The organism is Erwinia papayae (assembly GCF_058241465.1).
This window is the reverse complement of record NZ_JBZCHT010000008.1, coordinates 35,331-55,795: the sequence shown is the minus strand read 5'-3', so window position 1 is coordinate 55,795 and position 20,465 is coordinate 35,331. Positions and strand designations below refer to the sequence as shown.

28 protein-coding genes and 1 pseudogene are annotated in these 20,465 nt (G+C 46.1%); 8 read left to right on the top strand and 21 right to left on the bottom strand.

Going from position 1 to position 20,465, the window contains the following annotated elements; all coding sequences use genetic code 11:
• Nucleotide 1 precedes the first annotated feature (1 nt).
• The 8 genes from AC3RPL_RS03745 to AC3RPL_RS03710 form a co-directional block, all read right to left on the bottom strand.
• A complete protein-coding gene (locus AC3RPL_RS03745; RefSeq protein WP_490739027.1) occupies nt 2–688 on the bottom strand; it encodes a hypothetical protein in 687 nt (228 codons plus the stop codon).
• Entirely contained in the window at nt 685–1,122 is a 438-nt protein-coding gene (locus AC3RPL_RS03740; protein ID WP_080861790.1) for a plasmid protein, read from the bottom strand. The genes AC3RPL_RS03745 and AC3RPL_RS03740 overlap by 4 nt, the downstream gene beginning before the upstream one ends.
• Nucleotides 1,123–1,156: 34 nt before the next feature.
• Entirely contained in the window at nt 1,157–2,020 is an 864-nt protein-coding gene (locus AC3RPL_RS03735) for a hypothetical protein (RefSeq protein WP_490739026.1), read from the bottom strand.
• 36 nt (nt 2,021–2,056) lie between these two features.
• Nucleotides 2,057–2,287: a hypothetical protein gene (locus tag AC3RPL_RS03730; RefSeq protein WP_045268436.1), complete on the bottom strand. Its 231-nt coding sequence runs from the start codon at nt 2,285–2,287 to the stop codon at nt 2,057–2,059.
• A 56-nt stretch (nt 2,288–2,343) separates the two neighbouring features.
• Nucleotides 2,344–2,793 (bottom strand): hypothetical protein, encoded by a 450-nt coding sequence (locus tag AC3RPL_RS03725; protein ID WP_119650891.1) that lies wholly within the window; start codon nt 2,791–2,793, stop codon nt 2,344–2,346.
• On the bottom strand, nt 2,786–2,968 hold the full coding sequence (locus tag AC3RPL_RS03720; protein WP_045268435.1) for a hypothetical protein: 183 nt from the start codon (nt 2,966–2,968) through the stop codon (nt 2,786–2,788). The genes AC3RPL_RS03725 and AC3RPL_RS03720 overlap by 8 nt, the downstream gene beginning before the upstream one ends.
• Nucleotides 2,969–2,999: 31 nt before the next feature.
• A complete protein-coding gene (locus AC3RPL_RS03715) occupies nt 3,000–3,779 on the bottom strand; it encodes a hypothetical protein (RefSeq protein ID WP_490739025.1) in 780 nt (259 codons plus the stop codon).
• Nucleotides 3,780–4,177: 398 nt separating this feature from the next.
• On the bottom strand, nt 4,178–4,936 hold the full coding sequence (locus tag AC3RPL_RS03710; RefSeq protein WP_045268433.1) for a methyltransferase: 759 nt from the start codon (nt 4,934–4,936) through the stop codon (nt 4,178–4,180).
• Between the two features lie 312 nt (nt 4,937–5,248).
• Between AC3RPL_RS03710 and AC3RPL_RS03705 the strand changes: the two are divergent.
• Nucleotides 5,249–5,398, top strand: a pseudogene (locus tag AC3RPL_RS03705) (DUF5431 family protein); the annotation flags it as partial.
• Nucleotides 5,346–5,468, top strand: a complete 123-nt coding sequence (locus tag AC3RPL_RS03700; protein ID WP_227525819.1) for a Hok/Gef family protein — start codon at nt 5,346–5,348, stop codon at nt 5,466–5,468. The pseudogene AC3RPL_RS03705 and the gene AC3RPL_RS03700, both read left to right, overlap by 53 nt.
• Before the next feature lie 459 nt (nt 5,469–5,927).
• On the opposite strand, the gene AC3RPL_RS03695 is transcribed toward AC3RPL_RS03700, so the two are convergent.
• The 6 genes from AC3RPL_RS03695 to AC3RPL_RS03670 form a co-directional block, all read right to left on the bottom strand.
• The gene (locus tag AC3RPL_RS03695; RefSeq protein WP_196558490.1) at nt 5,928–6,428 is read right to left on the bottom strand and encodes a hypothetical protein; all 501 of its coding nucleotides are present in this window, start codon (nt 6,426–6,428) and stop codon (nt 5,928–5,930) included.
• 178 nt (nt 6,429–6,606) lie between these two features.
• Nucleotides 6,607–6,966: a helix-turn-helix domain-containing protein gene (locus AC3RPL_RS03690; RefSeq protein WP_490739024.1), complete on the bottom strand. Its 360-nt coding sequence runs from the start codon at nt 6,964–6,966 to the stop codon at nt 6,607–6,609.
• Between the two features lie 21 nt (nt 6,967–6,987).
• Nucleotides 6,988–7,254: a hypothetical protein gene (locus AC3RPL_RS03685; protein ID WP_045268430.1), complete on the bottom strand. Its 267-nt coding sequence runs from the start codon at nt 7,252–7,254 to the stop codon at nt 6,988–6,990.
• Between the two features lie 162 nt (nt 7,255–7,416).
• Entirely contained in the window at nt 7,417–8,610 is a 1,194-nt protein-coding gene (locus AC3RPL_RS03680; protein ID WP_490739023.1) for a hypothetical protein, read from the bottom strand.
• 37 nt (nt 8,611–8,647) lie between these two features.
• Nucleotides 8,648–9,061 (bottom strand): hypothetical protein, encoded by a 414-nt coding sequence (locus tag AC3RPL_RS03675; protein WP_490739022.1) that lies wholly within the window; start codon nt 9,059–9,061, stop codon nt 8,648–8,650.
• 331 nt (nt 9,062–9,392) lie between these two features.
• Nucleotides 9,393–9,728, bottom strand: a complete 336-nt coding sequence (locus AC3RPL_RS03670) for a hypothetical protein (protein ID WP_490739021.1) — start codon at nt 9,726–9,728, stop codon at nt 9,393–9,395.
• Nucleotides 9,729–9,883: 155 nt separating this feature from the next.
• Here AC3RPL_RS03670 and AC3RPL_RS03665 point away from each other — a divergent pair, with 155 nt between their 5' ends.
• Nucleotides 9,884–10,165: a hypothetical protein gene (locus AC3RPL_RS03665; RefSeq protein ID WP_119650897.1), complete on the top strand. Its 282-nt coding sequence runs from the start codon at nt 9,884–9,886 to the stop codon at nt 10,163–10,165.
• Between the two features lie 824 nt (nt 10,166–10,989).
• Here AC3RPL_RS03665 and AC3RPL_RS03660 read toward each other — a convergent pair.
• The 7 genes from AC3RPL_RS03660 to mobI all read right to left on the bottom strand — a co-directional run bounded on the left by AC3RPL_RS03660 (nt 10,990) and on the right by mobI (nt 16,441).
• Entirely contained in the window at nt 10,990–11,520 is a 531-nt protein-coding gene (locus tag AC3RPL_RS03660; protein WP_490739019.1) for an HAD domain-containing protein, read from the bottom strand.
• On the bottom strand, nt 11,520–11,804 hold the full coding sequence (locus AC3RPL_RS03655) for a hypothetical protein (protein ID WP_490739018.1): 285 nt from the start codon (nt 11,802–11,804) through the stop codon (nt 11,520–11,522). The genes AC3RPL_RS03660 and AC3RPL_RS03655 overlap by 1 nt, the downstream gene beginning before the upstream one ends.
• 21 nt (nt 11,805–11,825) lie before the next feature.
• Complete coding sequence (locus AC3RPL_RS03650) at nt 11,826–12,206, bottom strand: hypothetical protein (RefSeq protein ID WP_129128556.1); 381 nt, start codon at nt 12,204–12,206, stop codon at nt 11,826–11,828.
• A gap of 606 nt (nt 12,207–12,812) precedes the next feature.
• A complete protein-coding gene (locus AC3RPL_RS03645; RefSeq protein ID WP_490739017.1) occupies nt 12,813–13,244 on the bottom strand; it encodes a hypothetical protein in 432 nt (143 codons plus the stop codon).
• Nucleotides 13,245–13,833: 589 nt separating this feature from the next.
• A complete protein-coding gene (locus tag AC3RPL_RS03640; RefSeq protein WP_490739016.1) occupies nt 13,834–14,754 on the bottom strand; it encodes a P-loop NTPase family protein in 921 nt (306 codons plus the stop codon).
• A gap of 720 nt (nt 14,755–15,474) precedes the next feature.
• The gene (locus AC3RPL_RS03635; RefSeq protein WP_490739015.1) at nt 15,475–15,954 is read right to left on the bottom strand and encodes a hypothetical protein; all 480 of its coding nucleotides are present in this window, start codon (nt 15,952–15,954) and stop codon (nt 15,475–15,477) included.
• Nucleotides 15,955–16,012: 58 nt separating this feature from the next.
• A complete protein-coding gene (gene mobI / locus AC3RPL_RS03630) occupies nt 16,013–16,441 on the bottom strand; it encodes a conjugative transfer protein MobI(A/C) (RefSeq protein ID WP_181244278.1) in 429 nt (142 codons plus the stop codon).
• 819 nt (nt 16,442–17,260) lie between these two features.
• On the opposite strand from mobI, the gene AC3RPL_RS03625 reads away from it, so the two are divergent.
• From AC3RPL_RS03625 to AC3RPL_RS03605, 5 genes are read left to right on the top strand one after another with little or no spacing between them, the layout of a single operon-like run.
• Complete coding sequence (locus AC3RPL_RS03625) at nt 17,261–18,280, top strand: ParM/StbA family protein (RefSeq protein ID WP_119650902.1); 1,020 nt, start codon at nt 17,261–17,263, stop codon at nt 18,278–18,280.
• Nucleotides 18,281–18,303: 23 nt separating this feature from the next.
• Nucleotides 18,304–18,843 carry a hypothetical protein gene (locus AC3RPL_RS03620; RefSeq protein WP_490739014.1) on the top strand — a complete coding sequence of 180 codons (540 nt, stop codon included), beginning with the start codon at nt 18,304–18,306 and terminating at the stop codon, nt 18,841–18,843.
• Entirely contained in the window at nt 18,797–19,426 is a 630-nt protein-coding gene (locus AC3RPL_RS03615; protein ID WP_490739013.1) for a lysozyme family protein, read from the top strand. Before AC3RPL_RS03620 ends, AC3RPL_RS03615 begins: the two co-directional genes overlap by 47 nt.
• Nucleotides 19,419–19,943 carry a hypothetical protein gene (locus tag AC3RPL_RS03610; RefSeq protein ID WP_045268421.1) on the top strand — a complete coding sequence of 175 codons (525 nt, stop codon included), beginning with the start codon at nt 19,419–19,421 and terminating at the stop codon, nt 19,941–19,943. Before AC3RPL_RS03615 ends, AC3RPL_RS03610 begins: the two co-directional genes overlap by 8 nt.
• A complete protein-coding gene (locus AC3RPL_RS03605; RefSeq protein WP_080861768.1) occupies nt 19,940–20,437 on the top strand; it encodes a FlhC family transcriptional regulator in 498 nt (165 codons plus the stop codon). The genes AC3RPL_RS03610 and AC3RPL_RS03605 overlap by 4 nt, the downstream gene beginning before the upstream one ends.
• Nucleotides 20,438–20,465 lie beyond the last annotated feature (28 nt).

Genomic DNA, 20,465 nt, shown 5'->3' with positions numbered 1-20,465 from the left:
GCTAGAATCTGCCTGCCTCGTTTTTTGCCGCATCAGCCAGAAGTTGCGGATCAGCACCGCGCTGGTGGAGCATCATGGCAAAATTAGCGACATCTTCGAACGTACCGGCGTTGCCTTTTAGCAGATGTTCCACCAGCAATTTCGCCAGCAGTTCATTACTGCACTGTTCCGGGTCTTCCCAGCCCCCACGGCCTTTCACTCGGGCATTTTCAAGCTTCGCTTTACAGGCTGTAGCGAAATGGTCAAAGGCAACATCATCCGTGTGACAAGCTACGTTGTCACGTTTGGTATGCGACAACATTGACAATAGTTGGGCAATTACGCCCGAAGATCGTGCTGCATAGTCGGTTATTGACACATCTGTTCCGGTATCAACCCCATTCAGCTCAAAACGCAGCTCTACAGTGTCGCTGTCGAGATCATCCGCTTCGATACTGCCTATTTGCTCAAGGATGAAAGCGCACATCTGCGCTTCATTCAGAAAGGCTGCATCCGGGGCTGGTGGCCCGGCATAAGAAGTTGCATACAGTACACGCTTCTCCCATACGGAAGGGTCTTTCAGTGGGCTATGGAACTCCCGTTCAGATACTTCCACCCACTGCTCTGCTTCGGGTGAGTTGTCCAGCATACGCATTTCATACACTGGCTTTCCATTTTCTGTTTCGCGGAATAATAGTTTTTCGTTCATTGCAGATCTTCTTTTCGGGAATATACGGTGATAGCTACAGATGGCCCGCCCGTTGATGCGTTTGACGCTGAATTTTCAATGACAAAACCCGTTTCATGCACCCCGGCAGGATCTGAATATCCTTTTTCTGGTTCTTCATCATCCGGCAGCAATTTAAAGACGGAGCGGGCCAGTGCTTCCTGCTCCTCAGTTACGGCAACATAACAGTTGTTTTCATGCGCGGTCAGCGTGCCGCTCGCGTGCCGCAGGAACACAATGTCAGAGCCAAACTGCCCCACTTTTTTTCTGACCTGCACGCAGTAACCGAGCCTGCTTTCAGCCGGGCCGCCGTTGTATCCTGCGACAACAAACTGACCGAATGCAGGGTTTTGGTTGTGACTGATCATTCTCTGATAATCTGCGGCGTCAACTATTGCCTTGATAATGTTCGTCATTTTTCATCACCTTAATTGATGTATAGGCCGTCCATCATTTCAAGCTGGTTGGCACCTGAACGCGGATAGTCGGTGGTATAAGAGCGGCTGCGGCGTGCAGGTAAGGGGCTTCGATTGCGTGCAGCGCGGCTTGCTCTGTCGTCACGCGGGCCGCTGTTTCAGCGTACAAATTTTGAAGGTGTGAAAGCAGCGGGGCCAGCTTTTTAGACGCCTCCCGGCACTGACTGGCCGCTTTGTCCAGACTCTGCATATTGAAGAACGAAAATATGTCTAATGTTGGCGCTAAGGCGAGGTCTACGGCAAGATCAAGGAAGTCATCCGGCATATCGAATTCGGTGGCCTCCGCTCGCTTTGGAAGAGCTTGCGATAAGGCTTTAAGTGCGGCAGTTGCTTCTTTAACTGAATCGGCAGCGTCTGACGTTTCAAACGTAGACAAAAGAGATAGCGCCTTGTTGGTCGAAGCGAGATCCAGCAGTTCTGTCGTTGATGCTGATTCGCAATCGCTGCTGGCTTCTTCCAGCTTGTTATGCGCTGCTCGGGCCAAATCCAGTAGTCGGCGGATACGTTCTTGCCGCTTATTGGCGTTACTGAGGCGCTGGCACTGTTCGGCATGTCGGCGCATATCCTCTGGTGAGGATTGCAGCCCGGAGACAGCTTCGCTGATAATCCATTTCTGTGCGGTTTTCGAAGCCTCCGCCGATATCACGGACAGTCTTTCTTCTTTTTCCTGCACTTCCTTCTCTGCGGGTGTAGATGTAAGCCAATCAACGAACATGCCGCGCAGGGACGATTGGCGACGTTTTTTATCGTCTCGTAGCGCTTGCTGAGCTTTGGAAAGGTCGTTGGTCGCACTAGCGATCTGATCGGCCAATGCCTGAATTTCATGCTTGTTATGCATAACCCGTTACCTGTTTCGTCAGTTGAATTGCGATGACTAAACCTTTACCCATCCTTTTGGCGTACTGCGAATCACCCCAGCTTTGCGCAGCGCTTGCAGGCGTCGATCAAGAATCCGGTACGGTTCTTTCGTCTTCCCCTCTTCGCTGGCAATTTTTTCGCATTCATTCGCAATATCACTGTCACGTACAAACAAAAGGGAAAAGGGCACCGGGTTATCCCCGATTTTGACCATGATTTTTTTGTCCAGCTCTAAATATTTTTCCATCAGCGTACCTAAATGACTTTTATGTTAAGAATTAGTCAGCCCAAGTTAGTCATACATCATTGACTGTCCGCCTTGGTTTTGTTGCTGTTGTTTATGATGACTTTGCGAATTTTCTTCAATGCGGCCTGTACTGCGCCGGGCTTGTACACCGCTGAGCCTTCATGGTCTTCAACAAAGGGCAGGGCCGTATGTAGTGCGTCCATCAGCTCATCGCAGTGTCGGCGCAAAAGGGCTAACTCCACGTTCACCAGATTTATCGGCACTTCGGTAAATACAGGAGTGCTTACGGGGGACAGGAAAATTGCAGCCGAGTCTATTTCACCACGCTGCATACGGCGGAGATTGCAGGCGTCAACGTAGCCCACCGGCGTCAAGCTGGCGCGGGACAAAACAGTTTTTGCCAGCCAACTTTTTTCTTCATCGCCGTAAGGGTTGTCCGCGATCTCACGCAAACGTCCTTCGCTTATATCGCCACCATCGGGCCGGTATGCTTTTGCATCAGTCATCGTAACCCCCAAAGGCGTCGTAGTAAGCTGAATCGACAGGTGTGCCAGCTTGATAGATGCCTTCCCAGTCTCTTTTGTCACCGGCATTTTCGCCGTTGATTTCAGCCATAAGGCACAGTTGCTCAAACCATGCTTCAAAGGACGCATTTTTATTTGTAGAAGCAAAATCAGCCATAAACTCTTCTCCTCGTTTTACTGATACCCGGTCAGGCAGACACCAGCGTTTTAACTTCTTCCACGCCAAAGGCTGTGCATTTCATTTCCGTTTTCTGCCCGACAGTTTCAGGAGCTTTCCACTTGACGTATAACTTGTCCTTTTCTGCCATGAATTTCGCACCTTGCAGCTCGCATGACGGTGCCTGTTTTTTATCATCCTGCGTGGCATTAACAACAAATACCCAGACGTGACCCGCCGTAAATGCTTTTGGCATATCATAGGAAAAGGAGACTGACGGCTTATCAGCGTGATGGCTGTCATCTGCAACCTTCAACGATGATGTATCAACCCCGGCAGCTTTCAGCTCACTGAGAGCTTCCTCGCGGCTTTCACCACTACTTTCCTGCTCTTTGATCTGACGCTGAATCCAGTCTTTATCGCTACTGGACAGGGAAGCCGCATGGCTGTTACTGCTGCTCATCATCCAGTACATCATTGCGAGTGTCGTCCAGTCAGTTCCACTGCGTTCACGTTCACGAATGATAGTGCGCACATTATCCGGGGCTGATTTGCTTAATGCGGCATAATCACGCCCGGAGGTTCCCGGAATACGCTGCGAGGTGTTTACGGACGATTTACTTGTTGTGGAAATTTTTCCCTTCTTGTCCACCAGTTCCGCGCCAGTCACTGACTTTTTTGCAGTAACGCCACCTACAGAGGCACCGCCTGCGGATTTACCCGTCGCTTCCCCACCTTTACTACCCGTTAAACCGCCAGAACCCTTTTCTGACGCTGAGACTGTACCTGCTGATACAGCAGCGCCAGCCATAGCGGCTTTCGTTCCGTTGGAGAGAGGCTTGCTGGTGGACGATGAAGATGAGGATTTGCTGCTGGCTGATGTAGACGGGGTAGAGTACGAACGCGAACTGGATGATGACTTGTATGAAGAGCGATAAGAACTCTTGTAGCTGGATTTGTACCCGGCTTCGGCAGAAAACGATACAACGAGGAACAAGCTAAACAGAGCGATAACAACGTTACTAATTTTGCTGCACATGATCTCATTTCCTTGTTTAGTTATGACGGGCTTGTTTATTCATATACCGTATGATTTACGCTACCATTCTGTGATAAGAGGTCGAATAGCATATCAGCGTTATTTTCACCTTCTAAAAAACAAAGCCCGCAATTTGCGGGCTTTTTTCACACACGTTAAGGAAACAATGCTCAGAGGATTAGCTCTAAAAGCACTGTATTCACCATTGTGCCTGACTCCTTAAAAGATCCGGGTTCAAGGTCAAAGAATTCTCCGCCCAAACTGGCGACACGCTCACGGAACGCCTTTATCAGTTTGGTGTTACGGAACTTCACGCCCGCAGACATCACGGCAGAAAGGCGACCGCCCTTATCGAGCATTGAGATAGCATGATCAACATGATGAATATCCGCAGATTTGATAAACGGTGGGTTCATCAGAATGACATCAAATTTCTTCGTCGGGTTCCAGCTCAGAAAATCACACTCCACCAGCTCCGCTCCGGTGCTCGTGATAAGCTCATTTTTTCGAAGCAGCGCAGCTCGTACAGGCTCAAGCTCAATACCAGTCAGAATGATGTCTGGTTGCTCCTGATATGCGGCATACAGGATTCGTCCGTCACCACAGGAGGGTTCCAGCACCCGATCACCAGCCCGAAGGGAAACGCTGTCGAGCATCTGGCGGATCACTTTCTCCGAGGTAGGGAAAAAATTGAAGTCGTCTTTTGGCTTATCCACTGACGCTGTGAGGATGACCAGCTCGATACGTTCCTCAGCATTATCCGGGAACAAGTGGGCTTTTGCCTTTCGGTTCCACTTCCCCCCGGCCAGCTCAATGACTTTATTCGTCTTCACATACAGAGAACGGTCAAGCTGATCCGGGAGTACAAGCTGGTTGGCTTGAAACTGGCAGTCAGATAAAACCGAAAGAACATCCTGAGTAACGTGCATAACACACCCCTTATTCATATTGTGTATGAATAAGCTATCATCGGCATTTATCACCCCGAAGCGTTTGGCCTACAAAATGTTCGTTAAGGTGACGGGGCTGGATGGCAGGGCGCAGCGAGGCATAAACGCCCCGCTTTTCAGCCGTAACTTACGGAATGAATGGATATTTCTGGTCAGAAGATGCTTTTGGGCGATATAATCAATATGGCGCTTGAGGCTTTTTGCCTCATGATGTTTGAGTGGTTTGGATGTTGTGTGGCAGAAAGCAGAAAGCCCCGTAGTTAATTTTCATTAACCCACGAGGCCCCCTGTATGTCTCAACAACAACAGTATGGCCTCTTACCGAGCAATTTGCAAGGAGGAGTAAACCATGAAACTACCGCGAAACGCCCTTATCTGGTGCGTATTAATCGTGTGTTTAACGCTCTTAATATTCACATGCCTTACCCGGAATCGCTTGTGCGAACTTCGGCTAAAGGACGGGAACAGGGAGATCGCGGCAAGCCTGGCTTACGAATCCAACGGTAAGTAGCAACCTGTAAAGGCGGGGGAAACCCCGCCTTCACATGCGCTGTGTTGGTCTGACATGCCTGAAGTGCCTTAACAAAGGGGTTCCCGGTTCGCCGGTAGCCCCTTTTTCCTTTTCCGCTATATGGGTGCTCAGACGCAAAGAAAAATACAGCCCTGTTCATCAGAGGGCAGATGATAGCTGGTGGAGGGGAAATTTGGTCTGATTCGATAAGGAGATCAATTCATGCCCCTCCTGTCGAGGGGCTTGAAAGAACATCTGGCACCAGATCTGGTCGATGTTCGCGCCGGGCAGTAAAGTTTATTTAGACTCTGATTTAAATTTATGCATTTACATAAATCCTCCTGTTTTCGGACGGGTTGGATCTGGCCCGCTTCCCAGTGTGAAAGTCCGGTTACGTATCTATGCCTTAAAACGATAACCCACCGCTGAATGACCCCGAATAGCAATACAGGATTTTTTTTAACCGGCCCGTAAAGTCGCTTTCTTTTTTTGAAAGTAATGCTCAGAGGCAAGGTTTCCGCTCAGCACATAGGAGTAGTTACCTCGTTCGGCAAAGTCCTCCGCTTCCTCTGTCGTGAGCTGGTACGAGTTAATCAGGAATTTCACTACGTTGTTCACCCGGTTCTCACTGACTTCGGACACCAGAGTTGTGTGGCTGGGGCAGTCGTCCGACATACAGACGGCAGAATCGTCATAGACGCGCCCGCATTCACCGCAGGTGAACGGCAATTCGGGCAAGGCGCTCAGCACGTCGTCTACCGTCCATTCGTCATAATCAGGGACAGGAGTGTTATTGTACTCCACCAGCTTAACACCCAGCGCTTTCGCCAGTGTGGTCGCCGTTTCATGAACACCATGCACTGAATAGTCAGCCTCTGACTGCATAATCAGCGCACCGTTGACACAAAGAATTTCATCACCATTAGTCAGACTGACGAAAACAACGGTTGGCAGGTTCATCTTGGAATCTCCTTAACCATAAAATATATGATTAAGCTAACACGTGCAGGTGCATGGCCGAATAGCTGGCGCTAAAATGCCCGGACAGGCCGGGCATTTTGCAGGTGGTAAGGGGCATCACTTAGCCTGAGTCAGATCCAGTTCGATGCTGGCACTTTTCAGTTATATGGTGCGACTTCTACACGCCGATAAGACTTACCAGCGGAATACCAAACTGACTGTGAAGGCGGCGTATCATCGGCAGCGTCAGGACGCGAGAACCATTCAAAATATCTCTTACGCCTTGTGTATCACCTATTGCCGGAGCCAGATCGTTAATGCTTAAACCCTGTTCTTTCATTCGGAAACGTATTGCTTCTACCGGTGATACTGACAGTAGGGGGTAGTGTTTATTCTCGTACCCCTCCACCAGCATAAACATGACTTCCAGCAGCTCACCTTCCGGTGAATCTGCTGCTGGCGATTTCTTGAGAAGGTCTTCAACAATGCTGAGAGCATTATCGTGATCCTGTTCAGTACGGATAGGATTAATATTCATCCCGTCGTTTCCTTCTGCTTTTTAGCGCTGGCGTTTATGGTCTGCAATAAACTCTTGCAGATCTCTCAGCGCATCATACAGCCCACAAAGGTCAGAGCCATACGATTTCTCCATCATGGATGCTGAACGTTTACCGTCCAGCGTTTGATAATCACTTGTGGTCGTTGCTGGCCTGTCTTGCAGAAAAGCGAAACCGATCCTGTCGCTTTTAATGAATTTTATCCCGCGAGCAAGACTGCCTGCGATATGCTCTAATTCAAATACCTGCTTATTTGTCAGTGCGGCCATGTTTGTACCCCTTATTCATATATAATATGAATAAAGTAGCACGCCAAAAGATGGCTCCGAAGTGGTCAGAAGTGAGTTAGTAGGTTTAGGGGCCAGAGTCGCTGGCAAAGGGGGCTACCGTTCAACTCACTACTGGTGCAGGTAGCCCGGCCACCAGCACGGTCAGTTTTCTTGCTCTGGATTATTAGCGGTCAATACCCAGTGAATGATAAACGCCAGCACCACCAGAAGAATAAGTAGCTTCGGCCATACCCCCCAAAATGTCCATGTATTCGCGCTCACACCGTGGCCGCTCATGTATGCAGAGTATGGTTTCCATACAGGGTTCATCAGCCTGAATTTAGTGATCCCGAGGCGAATACCGTACTCGTAACACTCATTACCGCAGTCACGTGCCGGTACGCGGTCGAAAGCTTCTCGCGCCCGCTCTCGTGAACCGGCCCTGAGATAGAAGTCGGTGAGTGACAGATACAGTCCAGAATCAGTGATATCTGTTATCAGGGCGCTTTCTATACGGGTAACGTCGTCAGGTGAAAGAGTTCCATGCTGACGCTTCCAGCGTAACAACGCACTCTCTATCAATGTATTGTCAGGATAACGCTTTATCAGCGTCGATAGTTCCCCGCCGTGCCCAGATACCGACGACGTTAAAGCCCGATAGGTGGCAAGAATTACAGGGTCGCCATACGCTCGCGGGGAGTAATAAGTCCTGTCCATTGTTTTTTTATACAGCCTGTTCCTGAAATCGAAGGGACTGCCTTTGTTGTTCCCTCCCGTCGTTTCGTGATAGCGAAATTTGCCATAATCATCTTTCCACGCAATAAACGCATGGCCGGGTGCGTAAACGATATAGGTCGGAAGACCAGCCGCGTTCGCTGCATCCATGATCAGGAAGGCATTGGCATCACAGTCAGAATTGTGTTCCGCATATCCCCGACCAGCATCATCAGCAGAGTGGTAATAAAAATGGTCATGCAGCACGCCGTTAACGCAGTCCAGATACTCCGCAGCGGCCTTACCCCCCGGCGCATAATGGCAGTGACGAGCAACAGTCGATAGATAGTGATTCACGTTTGCCAGCGCATCGCTGGTGGCCGCAGCTCCGATTATTCCATCATCGGCATCCAGTGCGATTATGCGGTGAGAGAGAAGAGAAGGGGTGAACGTTGTGTCCCGCTCAGAGGGGGGCTGGTATTTGTTGTAAAACTCGCGGGCGTTCGCGTCCAGTGCCCGGCTGGCCGGAAACGCCTGTTTGTAGATGATGATCCCGGCACAGGCAACAGAATAGATGATCAACACAAACTGGCAGAGTTTGTAGATCCGGGGAGTGCGACGTAGAGCATCAAGTATTTTCATTCTGTGATTATAAGCATAAACATACTCAACCTGTGAATTACGCCTCTTTCCACGGGATGACAAATGACCCGTCAGGGCGTTTAATCTTGAAGACTAATTTAGGGTACTGGCCTTTCCGCTCGATTGTCCAAAGTTCCTTGGTCTTTTCTTTCACTCCAGCCTTGTGTTTGATAAGGAAAACTGTAACGTTTTTTTCTTCCTGCGCGATAATAACGCACCCCGACTGGCTAACAATGCCAAATGAGGTTGGGCAGCGATTGAGACCATAGACTTCTGCGAACGTTCCGTGATCGTTGATTTTCCATCCGGGAGAGATGGCTAATGATGGTGGGGAAAAAGCATCATTCAAATTAACCAGTTTTACGTGACTATCGGCTACGCTATGAGCCTGATCACAACCGGTTAGCAGAAAAACTGTAGCTAGTGAAAAAAATACATTCTTCATACCCATAGATATCACCCCCTACCAGATGTGTCGGCATGTCCTATTCGATGAGTATATCATTATCAATAAGTACCCGAAGGATGTCAGCGTGCAATTGGGGGAAATTCAGTATAAGGGGTGTAGCGCTGTCCGCAACGAGCGAAGATCGTAAGCAATTTTTATTACGGTAAAATCGGAACGAAAAAAATCCGGCTTTTGGGCCGGACAGAATGAGGTAAAAATAAGTTTTTTGGGATTTTATATTTTCGCACTGGTGCTGGTCATGAAACAAGAGAGTAAGGTTTATGGCGATAATCTGCAAATGAAAATCATGTCGAAATACTTTTCACCAAAATCATTATTTCTTACTGGAAGATGCCAATGCACCACCAACGCCGGTCGCATCACGAGTACACGATCCGAAGTAGGAGTCAAATGTGTTGTTGATTTGATTCAGCGATAGTGATGCTGAAAGTAACATATTGATAATCATCGACAGCTTTATGATCGTGCCGGGAGAGTCCAGTATCACACTGACGGACGCATCAAGGTATAGGCAGGCGCAGAGAACAACCCAGAACAAGGTCAGCGGCATCAGCTTCAAAAATTTTTCGGTAAGAATAAACGCTACTGCACCAAGGGCAAAGACCGGGCGGGCTACCAGCTCAAGACGAGCACGGGTAATTTCAGTCATAGACACTCCGATTGGATTGGAAACGTGGGGTTGCCCGGCTAACCGGGCGAACCTGAGAACAGGGCTTCTTTATAATTCTGCCCACGATACTAGCCGTTAGGCAGGTAAGAACAAGGTAAACATTACGAAGGTCTGCGGTGCAGAAACCTCACATTATGCCCCTCATCCGACAACTGAACACTTACGTTACCATTTTTATCAAGCAACAGTGTTGCTGCATCCTCACGGCCATCAGTATCCTGCACCATAACGTTCACCCTGCCACGCTCTGGCAGAATCATCACTATACGGGCGAGACTACTGATCAGCACAAGATCCCTTGCAGCGAGCGCTGCCCGGACTTTTTCGATGACATCCTGTGGCATCCGCTGACCTCCAACAATTTTGCGCCGAAATGTATCGGTGTGAAAATTATGGCACAAATTTCGCTACGATAATATTCGCAGGGGAGCGCTATCTCACGATAGCGAAGGGAGATGAGACGAGCAGGGAAACAGCAGGAAGACAGGGCAAAAAAAAGACCGGGTTAACCGGCCTATTTTTGCAAAAAGGATAGCAGAGCATCCTACTCAAGTTTTAGGGTTCTGATATTGCAGGTACTCAGCCAGACCTGACACAGCATCCGGGTAGAGAACATCTGCATAACAGACACTATCTCTCCGATAATTCTTATGTCGCTTTATTACCCCACCAGCATCACGACAAAAAACCCCAAAACAACCAACGCAATCATCATCGTCGGTAACATGATGAAAAAACAGTTTCACCATTCCCCTTCTTATTGAACAGTCCGCCCCCCGGCAGACATGTTCGCCACACCAATATATGTATAGCTTTTGTGGTTATAACAACCACATGAGATAGATTAACATGAAGTTACTTGTCGATGAAAGAATTTACTAGGAAACCGATACCATTTTTTTAAGAGTATGATTTAACTACATAAATCTATTTCTTATTGTTAAAAAAACGACAGGCTTTATACATGAATGATGCAGGTGGATAAAAGACAGGATCGTGATTGCGTCCACCCCGCTAAGTTTCAAAAGCCAGCTCAGCCGGAACCAGTTCACTGAACAGAATGCAGATAACGCTGTACACCTGCTCAGTGAGCTGGTGGCCGGTCATGCCAAGGAACAGAAACAGGCCCCGTTACCTCGGCGCTATGAAGCAACAGTAAACAAGAAGCCACCTATTGGTGGCTTCTTTATTGGTCGGTGCTACTTACCCAATATAAGTTAAGAAGGAGATATGGACGGCCTTATGAGAACCTGCGACAAAGTGTTACTGCTGCCTCACGGTTTAACCCCTGATGGCGGGATGTCAGAAACAGATCTGGACAGTTTGGTGGGAAAAGTCGCGCAGTATCATCTATAAACGTGTAGCGCTCAAGTCCGAACCGCTCAACGACGGACATGCATTCATGCCACCGGACATATTCCACAACTTTTCCATCCAGATCAGGATTAGCGCCAGCAATGCGCTCACGAACGGCTGGTGGAAAGTAACGGAGAATAGCATCACGGGTGACGCCAATGCGCCAGTTAGTCGAAAGAATGATTCCCGTATCAATTTGTTGCAATAACAGAGCCTCAAGGACAGGCATAAATACAAGGCTACCATTTTCAGCCCTGTGAAGAACGCCATCGATGTCTAGGAACAACCAGTGTAGGGATGGGCTTACATCCTGCCAGAATTGTCCTTCACACCCAGTGGTTTCCACCGGAAGATTCGGGAGGGCGCATCTCCGGCCAGTAATTTTATTAAACCAAAACAAAATGTGTGACAACATCACCACCCCCGAACTCGTCGAATCACTTCATAAAACCTTTGTTCGCTGCTGACGCTGATAAACTTCTCCAGAGATTTTTTAGCCGCTCCCAGTTCACCAAACTGGGCAAACTCCAGAAAATCGATATCACATACCTTCCAGCCAGTCTGCGTATGAGTAACGACAAGATTGTTCAGGTCAAGAGATCGTGTCACACAAAATAACATTTCTTCGCCACACAGCACGCGTGAGAATTCTGCCGTTTTGTCGGTCTCACTCCAGCCTTTATCTGTTTTAACTTTCACCTTAACCCCAGTATCAGAATATTATCGACCAGTTAAAAGTTGTTTGTTCCAGCCTGTAACCAAGGCATTCGCTTCTGTTATCGAATAACCGGAAAGGTCTACATTGAAACGACCACATGGAGAACGCGCAAAAACTTTTCCGTCAGCTTCACTGAGGCAAATAAACTCATAGTCCGCATCAATACCAAGAGGTGCATCCGTAAATCCAATTACGATATTGCGGATCACTGCGACGTCAATCTCAAGGTAATCACCCATCCCTTCCGGGGATAAACCTGCGCTGGAAAGCATATTCTTAATGCACGGCTGAGAGCCGATCTCGTCCGCAATTTTCGCACACGCCAGTAGTACGCCTGCTTTCAGATCACTGTAACCCATTTGTAAACTCACAAAATAATTCAAAAGATGCCTTCGGCCAACCCCTCGGCTGGCAGAAACAAGTTTCTACCAGCCTCACGGTTCTCAGTGAAAACCGGGTGAGTGCGGCCATGTTGAACGCGCCACCAGCAAGCTATTTTTAACCAGACTTTACCCACGCATAAATCATTAAACTAAGTGGGGCAAAGCCCCCGTAATGAGAAGATCAAAAGATGCCTTCGGCCAACCCCTCACCGACAAGAAAGCAAGTTTCTTGTCGGCTCACGGTTCCTGTTAAAAACGAGGTGCGGCCATTTCGTAAGTGCCATAGTTCAGCCCGCTCTGTATCAGACCTTGCACACTCATTATGACTCAATCGCTATAGGGGGCAACGCCCCCCATAATGCAACGTCAAAGTCAAAAGATGCCTGCGGCCAACCCCTCGGCTGGAAGAAACAAGTTTCTACCAGCCTCACGGTTCTGATCAAAACAAGAATTTAGTCGTCATTCGGATTGTAGCAATAGTGACAAACATCGTACTCATCACATACCGGAGAACTCACAGGCAACGGGAAAAGCTATCAATCCGAACTTGCTGAAAGGAACCGTAAATAAAGGCCAGAGCAGAATACGCGAAACGTAGTTCTGGATTTATTTATGCGGAGTGGTTTCTGAAATTTCACGATCATTTTTATTCGGCAAAGGCGTCTCATAACTAAAGCGACCAATTCTTGCATAACGGCCAAGACTAAAACCAATAATTCCTGAAAGAATAACACTCATCACTCCGGGTAGTGATACCGGTTTGTGGAGAACATGATCGAGTAGATTACACATAGAAAGCATACACAACGCATAAGTCAGGAAACCTACCTTGCTTCTGATAAGCTCTTGCGCACTCACAAGTGGATGTTTCATCCCTGCCACCCCCATAACACCAAGAGCGACCACAACAAACATTCCGGGAAAAGAGCCTGATGCCAATGCAAAGAACGAAGTCATAACCAAGAAAAGTAAAGAAACATTAAACCAATACAATGCACCCGGTGGTTTTATCGGAAGACCAAACATACTTTCACCCATAGGAACCCCAAACATTTTTACCCAAAAGTTAACCGCTCACCAGATCTTAGCAAAGTGACATCCCATCTTGTAATATAAATCAGGAGATAACGAAAACCTCCTGATTTATGTCATTGCTGCATTCACACTAGAATGTACCCATGTATAACTTCAAGCATCCATGACTCACCACAACTAGCGGTAAAGATACCAGCGAACCTCACGGCTATAATCAGTTTGAACGTTGCGTAGTTTAGCATTGAAAGATGACACAAAATCGCCTTTCTTAATATAATATAAAAGCAGAGAGATAAAGTTAAAGGGTTACATAATCGGGTGTTGGTATTTCTCTTTCAGTGTCAATCGAAACTTAAACTCAGGAACCCGATTTCGAATACAATAACTAACAGACACGTTCTTGCCGTATTTATCTCGCAAGTGCTGAGCATGTAGGAATGCATGACCCGGTTCGTAGTTACGCATAACCACATCAACGAAAGTAAAACCATCTTTTCGTAACAACATAAAGCCCCCATCACCACTTGATAATTAATAGAATTATCACACATCGAGAAGGGGGGCCAAATAGCAAAAAAAAATTTTAATTAAGTCAAATCTTCCCCCCTTGGATCTCGCTAATCCATGTGACGTTACCTTCCTTATCCAGGTTACAGTTAAGTTTGTGACTTATCGAATCCAAAACTTCTTTATCGAAAGCATTTTCAAACTGACACGTCAAAACAACACGGACGTTTTTCTTGTCTGATTTTTTCAAAAAAATATTTAGGTAATCATTATCAAGACAGTGAGCATCATCTAAAACAAGGGTTTTATGAAAGTTATATTTTTTTTCGTTTGACCATAAAAGGATTACTCGTCTGGGGGTTGTGCTTCTCATACCCTGTGGCATCAAATCTAAAAAATGGCATACACCTTTATTGGCCGCTTTATAAAAACCTGCACAAAAACTCTTCCCGGTTCCCGATGCCCCAAAAAGGAGAACATGACCCTGCGTTCGCTTCATAAATGCTTTAAATTTTTCACCAATGAAAATCATCTGATCAAGCCGTTGGTTATCCCCTTTTTTATAAGCGATAAACTTATTTTCAATTTCTTCATCCTGATAAACTCCACCTGATATCGATTCAAGCTCTACAGCAACAACAGCACCACGAGACGATAAGCCACGCAAAAGGAGATAACGGACTTTCTCACTGAATGTTTCATTCGAATGACGTTTGTCCCTCGTAAATTCAATTAACCCAGGGACGTTATCTACAATTACCCGTTCCAAAAGCTGCGGTATCCGTATTTGGTACGAATCCCCCCCAGACAATGTTATATTTTCATCATCTGTTATTAGTTCAGGATCAGTAAGCGCGTATCCTCTGGAGTATTTCATTTCAATTATTGCCTCTTCAAGTAAGGCAACCAACTCAGCGTTACGCGTCCTCCCTGTACGAGATAGCTCCGCGTCCACTCGGGAGATTAAATCATCCGAGATACGCACGTTCTTTGTCGAAATTTTCATTTCGAGTAATTCCTCCTCATTATCACTAATACTAATCATCATTGATACCTCGTTGATATCTAGTAGTTATTTCAACCACGCAATAATCTATCGCATACGCAATATTGCCTGCAAATACATCGCCTCAAAAACATTTAAAGCTAATACACTGATGTGATAACCCCTCAAACACCAAAAACCCCGCTCTTGCGGCGGGGTTGGAAAACCTCAAACACACTTAATGTGAGACAACTATGTAACACAATCACACACTTACGTAACCACCAATACTCACAACTCCACGTGCAAAGGGAGAAAACTTTTCTCAATTATAACTTACCCTCTACCGTCTGGAACCTACAACCTCGTCAAGCCATTGACGATTCAACTTCACGCGATTTCACCCGCAACAACTCTGCATCATCATCACCATTCCAGCCTTTCCTCTGATGCCTCATACGAAAACACCACATTTTGATATTCTTTCCTAACGCAACATCGACGCTGCTTTTGCTGTTTTAAAAACAAACCTCTGTGAATCATTATCTCGCTTCAAAAAACAGGTATCTGCCCCGTTAGCGGTAATCCATACATTCGATATCCCAGTTAAGGCCAACCCATGCACACCATGTTGGCCGGGGTCGCCTGAAGGCTCACTTGATCCAGATTCAGATGCCGAGGTAAAAAAAAGCCCCGCACATCTGCGAAGCTTTATTGTTGAGTAGCAATGTAAATCAGGGCTTATCGGATCTCTCTAATTGGGATCGACATATTGATAGCCCAATGGGAAAGCTCATAATTTTCGCTTATTTGTTGTGCAACGAGGAACTGATAGATACCTATAGACAAGCGCGATGGGTCACTGAATCCGAGTAGTACCTTAGACCCAGATTGGGATGACTGGATTGATACTCGCAGAAGCACATCCTGATCCCATGTATCAGCATTGGTGATGAACACGACAGAGCCTTTCTCCAGCCCTTTTAATTGCGGACATTTACCGCCATCCATAGGAACTTGGTCGTTCAATATTTTTACAGATCGTACTTTTATCCGATCAATGCACTCAGAGAGAACAGTGGCTGCGTCTTTTTGAATTGAAGCGTTTGCTTTGAATCCCCATATAAGAGGTTCATCTTTCGCACCGACTTTCTTGATGAAGTTTCTCATTAGTCGATTTACTACCAGTTTCAAATCTTTAGCAACAATATCTTCGGACATGTTTACACCTTTCAATTAGGCAAAGTTGCCTTTTTGGTTTGGATTGGATTGCTCAAAACTATTTTTCGTAATGCGTGATTGCCTTCGATACTCGCATCCGAATTGCACGGTTGGATCGTATGGCTTTTCGTATCTCGGTTAGTTGTGTTTCGTACTTATGAAACAGCACTTCAAACCAAGGCGGACAGCCCTTTAATTGAGACAAAAAATACTGGTCGCCTTTACCCTTGTTTATGTGCTTCATTTGTACCCGTCGAGACTCTCCACCAGAACGAGTTTTTGGTTTATACAATGATCCCCAGCGAATTCGATATGTAGCCTGCTGCTGCTGAATATTGAACGCAAACGGAGCGAACTCATTCCGAGCCTTCACGTCCACCCAGAACTCCTCAAGCAATACGTTCGCATCCTGTATGAGAACGAGCACAGCATTATCCAATTCATCAACAACCTTCCTTAGCGATTCAACATACTCACCATACCTCATAGCGGCCTCCTTAAAACCACGACATGTTTTTACACCAGAAATGTATATATATTATTTATAGGCAGAAGTGATGTGTTCTGCCTATAAGGAAAACCTGCATAAGCTCCACAAAATTCGGGACAAATTTGACTTTTCACTCTTGCAGTTGCCATATACATACATAGGCAGAACACACTGTTTCTGCCTATGATAGCGCCATAACACTATGACTTATGCCTATGTATTAGGCATAACAAATGCTATATGCCTATTGCTGTTTTCTGAGGATATAGGTACAAAGAACAAACACAAGTTTTTAAAGGGCGTTTTTGTCGTGTTTTTTTAACTCTGACTTGTGTTTCTTATGGCAAGTGAGCACAAGCAGTACACACATTAGCTCATGTATTGAGTATCACTTTTCAGGAGGGCGTGATGACAGCGGTTTAACATTTGCATCATTTGTTCGAATGTCGCGCATTAAAAAAAAGGAAAAGAAATTCCTGATTTGCTATTCGACCCCTGAACCAAGCGTGAGATTATAGTTGTGCCATCGAAAGCAACGCGCTCATTCGACGTTTGAATGACATTCAAATGACGTTTAGAGAGATGCCATTCAGCTTTCAAAAGAGTTTTAAATGACATTCAGATGCTTGTCATTTATTGTTGTTTTTAATCTCGAAGAAGGTATGCTTTGTAAGCTCTTGTAAATCGACTCACTCTGATGTCATAAGTCTTACGAACATAAAGAGCATGTAGAAGGCACTTTTAAAACCTGCTAGATACAAGGGATTACTGAGTTAGGGTTTAGGCGTTAGCCGTTTTTAAATCAAAGGTGAAAGAATGACACAAGACTCGAAGTTCATAGTCGGTTTGGATATCGGTTACAGCAACGTGAAAATAGCTTGTGGTAGCGCCCAATCATTTGAACCATCGGTATCGGTTTATCCTGCTTATGCTACTGCGGAACCGGAAACAGACGTTGCACTTACCAAAAAAAGTGATGATGAATTGAAAGTTTACCCTTACGGGAATGAGTGGCGTGTATTCACAAATCGCGTCGGTCATCGTGAACTTCATGAGAAGTACCACACCAGTGAAATGTACATGGCCCTCTTTTATGGCTCATTGATTAAAGCCACGAATGGCCGTAGCAACATCATTGATGTACTGGTTACTGGACTTCCCGTGCGAATCGCAAACTCTGATGATGAACGTCAACAGCTTTGTAAATTATTCACCGGGACACATGAAGTGGCACCCGGCAAGTTTGTTACAGTAAAAGAAGTTGTTGTTCTTTCGCAGGGTGTGGGAATCATGAACGATGTCCTTAATCGAGAAGGCTTGATCTCCGATGATGACATTGAGTTCTCAAATATTCTTGTTATCGATCCGGGGTATTTTTCAATGGATTACGTAACATTCTCTCGGGGAGACAGGAAGCGAGAGTTCAGTGGTTCCTCTCTGAATGCAACCAGTGTCATCATTGATGAAATCATTCGCACATTGGAAGATGAGTTCCCGGAAGAAGGGACTCAGGAAGCTGAGCGTATCGAGACAGCATTTCGACGTGGTGATAAAACTTTCAATAACGGTTTTCGCAATGTAGAGATTCAGCCTCTCGTTGATAAAATTACTCCACGGATTGTCGGAACAGTTGTAGCTGAACTCCTAAAACGCACACGCTCCATCGGCCCCGTTCACATTATCATTTCTGCTGGTGGTGGTGCTCGCTTCTATGACCAGTCAATTAGAGATGCATTCAAAAACGCTCGTGTAATTCAGAGTCCAAACGCTGTAGCGAGCAACGCAATCGGCTACTGGCACTATGGGGTAGAAGAACTCAATAATAACGAACAGTAATAGCCACGGGGTATTGAATTGATATGAAAGTGCATGTGACCGTGGATGAAAGCATATACCCTGAGCTTCACGAATTAATGGAAGCTACGCCAGTGAGCAAGAGAGCGCGAGTGCTTGCAAATCTTGCTTTCAAAGCGTGCTTACTAAGTAACGCCGCACTTATGACCGCTGAATTGACTACGCCCTCAAAGGGGCGTAATCCTAGCAGCAAAAAGAAAATTTCCACGACCACTGGAAAAAAACGTCGTGATGGTAGTAAAACAGATATAACCGCACTTGAAGAACGTTCGTTTTTCAATGACGGTAGAAAAGATGAGAAAGCGAACGAGATGAGCAGTCAACCGACGCTCAAATCAGATGCAAATGAATTAGCAGCAGGAGGTGAAAGCACACACAATAATATGTATACATCGATACCTGTAAGTTCAAATGGCGCGGGGGTGCCAGAAAGAAACTCAGGTAACGGAGATGCTTCTGAACAGCGGAGTATTGCTGACGGGGAAAGAAGCGGAAACAATGCGCCGCTGGTGGCTAACACAAGAAAACGGCGCATTTTGGGGTAAGTTAAGTTTTAATGGGGTAGTTATGAAAAAGTTGCTTATGACTCTGTGTGTGGTCACGGGGGTTATAGCAGTGGAATCACCTGCGAATGCGGCTATCGTCGATCTTCGCGGAACTGCTTGGGAAACTTATGGTAAGGGTGAGTGTGGTCTTGACCCTTATTTAATGTATGCAATTGCTTTATGGGAAAGCAAACAAAGAGCTGGTGGTGGCGGTTGGGTTGCACCTAGTCCTTGGGCACTTAATAACTCTGTTTATGGGGCTTACTATCCCACCAGTTATGAAGATGCCAAAAAGGCTCTTGTGCGCTACATGAAAGCAACGCCTGTTACTGATATAGGCATTTCACAGGTTAACTATAAGTGGAATGGTCACTATGTTTCAAAACCAGAAGACCTTCTGGATATCGAAACCAATATCAAGTTGCAGGCAAAAGTTCTTTGCGCTGCTATCAAAAACAACCCTGACGACATCGAACTAGCAATAGGAAGCTATCACACGCCGAATCCAAAGCTACGTGCTAAAGCTCTAAATTATGCCCGTAATGTTTTATATATTTGGAAGAGGTTAATTGAAAATGATTAAAGAAAATATTTCATTTTTGATGTGTGCTGGATGCATTGAAACTCGTGAAAGCAGTTTCTACAAAAGCCCTTTCAATTTTTCAGAAGAGGATAAACTTATTCTCAATGATAAAGACCAAAGAGCCGAGCTTTTCAATGTGGTTGAGGGGTTGTCTTTACCAATCTTCATCATTGAACATGACCCATACAAGGCTACGAATCAGGTAGATAAGTTTGCAAGAATGGACTCCTATATTTTAAAGCTTGCGGTTCTGATTTATAGCGTAAGACTTAAAATAAATGAGATTGGGGATTCAGAGCGTTTCCTCTGGACAGGCTCCGAAGAAGCGTTTTCATTTCTCTCCAAAATGGATCATGACGGGGTTATCGATTGCCTGATAAAAAGGGAGATCTCAATTCGACCGGTTTGCGAACTCTGCGACATACTCAATGGTCACTGGCAAATGCAACAGGCCGACGGCCATCATTTGATGAGCCGGTATCTGCAACTCCGTTATAAGCATTGGAGAGTGGCATGAGTCCAATAACAAAGAAAGAAGCAAACTCCCTGATCACAAAGATGGTGAACTTGGGTTTCAGAAAAGTAATTATTTGCTCGTCACTCGGTGCGCCAGAACGTCAGATTGACGCGCTCAAAAAAAGCAGTGGGCAAGAGGATGTTGGTCGCGGCAGGTTGAAGATAGCAACCACTTTTCTTGTGATGCGACAAGATAAAATTGAAGCAACTAACTTCATGACTATCTACCTGAGAATCGCAAAAGACCCCGAGAAGGTAGTGGACATCCGGGAGATCATCACAGCGTATGAGATCTATTTAAAACTACACCATAAATTTCGGCCTCGGAATTCATCTGGTATCATCATAGATGCAAACGCAGCTTGGATACTGGCTCGTGATTACAGAACAGAAGAGATAAAGATGGTGACATGTAACCACTGTGCAAGCCACTTCATCTCGCCATATGAAGACAGACCGAAACACAAATGTCCGTTTTGTGACAACGGAACCTGATAAGGTAACGATCTTGAAGGAATCTACG

Excerpts from the sequence above, each read along its gene's own strand:
- AC3RPL_RS03615 (WP_490739013.1), top strand. The coding sequence starts at position 18,797 with ATGCGCCGCTGGTGGCTAACACAAGAAAACGGCGCATTTTGGGGTAAG.
- AC3RPL_RS03660 (WP_490739019.1), bottom strand. The coding sequence starts at position 11,520 with ATGTTGTCACACATTTTGTTTTGGTTTAATAAAATTACTGGCCGGAGA.
- AC3RPL_RS03620 (WP_490739014.1), top strand. The coding sequence starts at position 18,304 with ATGAAAGTGCATGTGACCGTGGATGAAAGCATATACCCTGAGCTTCAC.
- AC3RPL_RS03635 (WP_490739015.1), bottom strand. The coding sequence starts at position 15,954 with ATGTCCGAAGATATTGTTGCTAAAGATTTGAAACTGGTAGTAAATCGA.
- AC3RPL_RS03675 (WP_490739022.1), bottom strand. The coding sequence starts at position 9,061 with ATGGGTATGAAGAATGTATTTTTTTCACTAGCTACAGTTTTTCTGCTA.
- AC3RPL_RS03640 (WP_490739016.1), bottom strand. The coding sequence starts at position 14,754 with ATGAAAATTTCGACAAAGAACGTGCGTATCTCGGATGATTTAATCTCC.
- AC3RPL_RS03735 (WP_490739026.1), bottom strand. The coding sequence starts at position 2,020 with ATGCATAACAAGCATGAAATTCAGGCATTGGCCGATCAGATCGCTAGT.
- AC3RPL_RS03710 (WP_045268433.1), bottom strand. The coding sequence starts at position 4,936 with ATGCACGTTACTCAGGATGTTCTTTCGGTTTTATCTGACTGCCAGTTT.
- mobI (WP_181244278.1), bottom strand. The coding sequence starts at position 16,441 with ATGAGGTATGGTGAGTATGTTGAATCGCTAAGGAAGGTTGTTGATGAA.
- AC3RPL_RS03645 (WP_490739017.1), bottom strand. The coding sequence starts at position 13,244 with ATGGGTGAAAGTATGTTTGGTCTTCCGATAAAACCACCGGGTGCATTG.
- AC3RPL_RS03715 (WP_490739025.1), bottom strand. The coding sequence starts at position 3,779 with ATGGCTGGCGCTGCTGTATCAGCAGGTACAGTCTCAGCGTCAGAAAAG.
- AC3RPL_RS03725 (WP_119650891.1), bottom strand. The coding sequence starts at position 2,793 with ATGACTGATGCAAAAGCATACCGGCCCGATGGTGGCGATATAAGCGAA.
- AC3RPL_RS03720 (WP_045268435.1), bottom strand. The coding sequence starts at position 2,968 with ATGGCTGATTTTGCTTCTACAAATAAAAATGCGTCCTTTGAAGCATGG.
- AC3RPL_RS03680 (WP_490739023.1), bottom strand. The coding sequence starts at position 8,610 with ATGAAAATACTTGATGCTCTACGTCGCACTCCCCGGATCTACAAACTC.
- AC3RPL_RS03690 (WP_490739024.1), bottom strand. The coding sequence starts at position 6,966 with ATGAATATTAATCCTATCCGTACTGAACAGGATCACGATAATGCTCTC.
- AC3RPL_RS03685 (WP_045268430.1), bottom strand. The coding sequence starts at position 7,254 with ATGGCCGCACTGACAAATAAGCAGGTATTTGAATTAGAGCATATCGCA.
- AC3RPL_RS03605 (WP_080861768.1), top strand. The coding sequence starts at position 19,940 with ATGAGTCCAATAACAAAGAAAGAAGCAAACTCCCTGATCACAAAGATG.
- AC3RPL_RS03670 (WP_490739021.1), bottom strand. The coding sequence starts at position 9,728 with ATGACTGAAATTACCCGTGCTCGTCTTGAGCTGGTAGCCCGCCCGGTC.
- AC3RPL_RS03695 (WP_196558490.1), bottom strand. The coding sequence starts at position 6,428 with ATGAACCTGCCAACCGTTGTTTTCGTCAGTCTGACTAATGGTGATGAA.
- AC3RPL_RS03665 (WP_119650897.1), top strand. The coding sequence starts at position 9,884 with ATGCCCCTCATCCGACAACTGAACACTTACGTTACCATTTTTATCAAG.
- AC3RPL_RS03730 (WP_045268436.1), bottom strand. The coding sequence starts at position 2,287 with ATGGAAAAATATTTAGAGCTGGACAAAAAAATCATGGTCAAAATCGGG.
- AC3RPL_RS03740 (WP_080861790.1), bottom strand. The coding sequence starts at position 1,122 with ATGACGAACATTATCAAGGCAATAGTTGACGCCGCAGATTATCAGAGA.
- AC3RPL_RS03745 (WP_490739027.1), bottom strand. The coding sequence starts at position 688 with ATGAACGAAAAACTATTATTCCGCGAAACAGAAAATGGAAAGCCAGTG.
- AC3RPL_RS03610 (WP_045268421.1), top strand. The coding sequence starts at position 19,419 with ATGATTAAAGAAAATATTTCATTTTTGATGTGTGCTGGATGCATTGAA.
- AC3RPL_RS03625 (WP_119650902.1), top strand. The coding sequence starts at position 17,261 with ATGACACAAGACTCGAAGTTCATAGTCGGTTTGGATATCGGTTACAGC.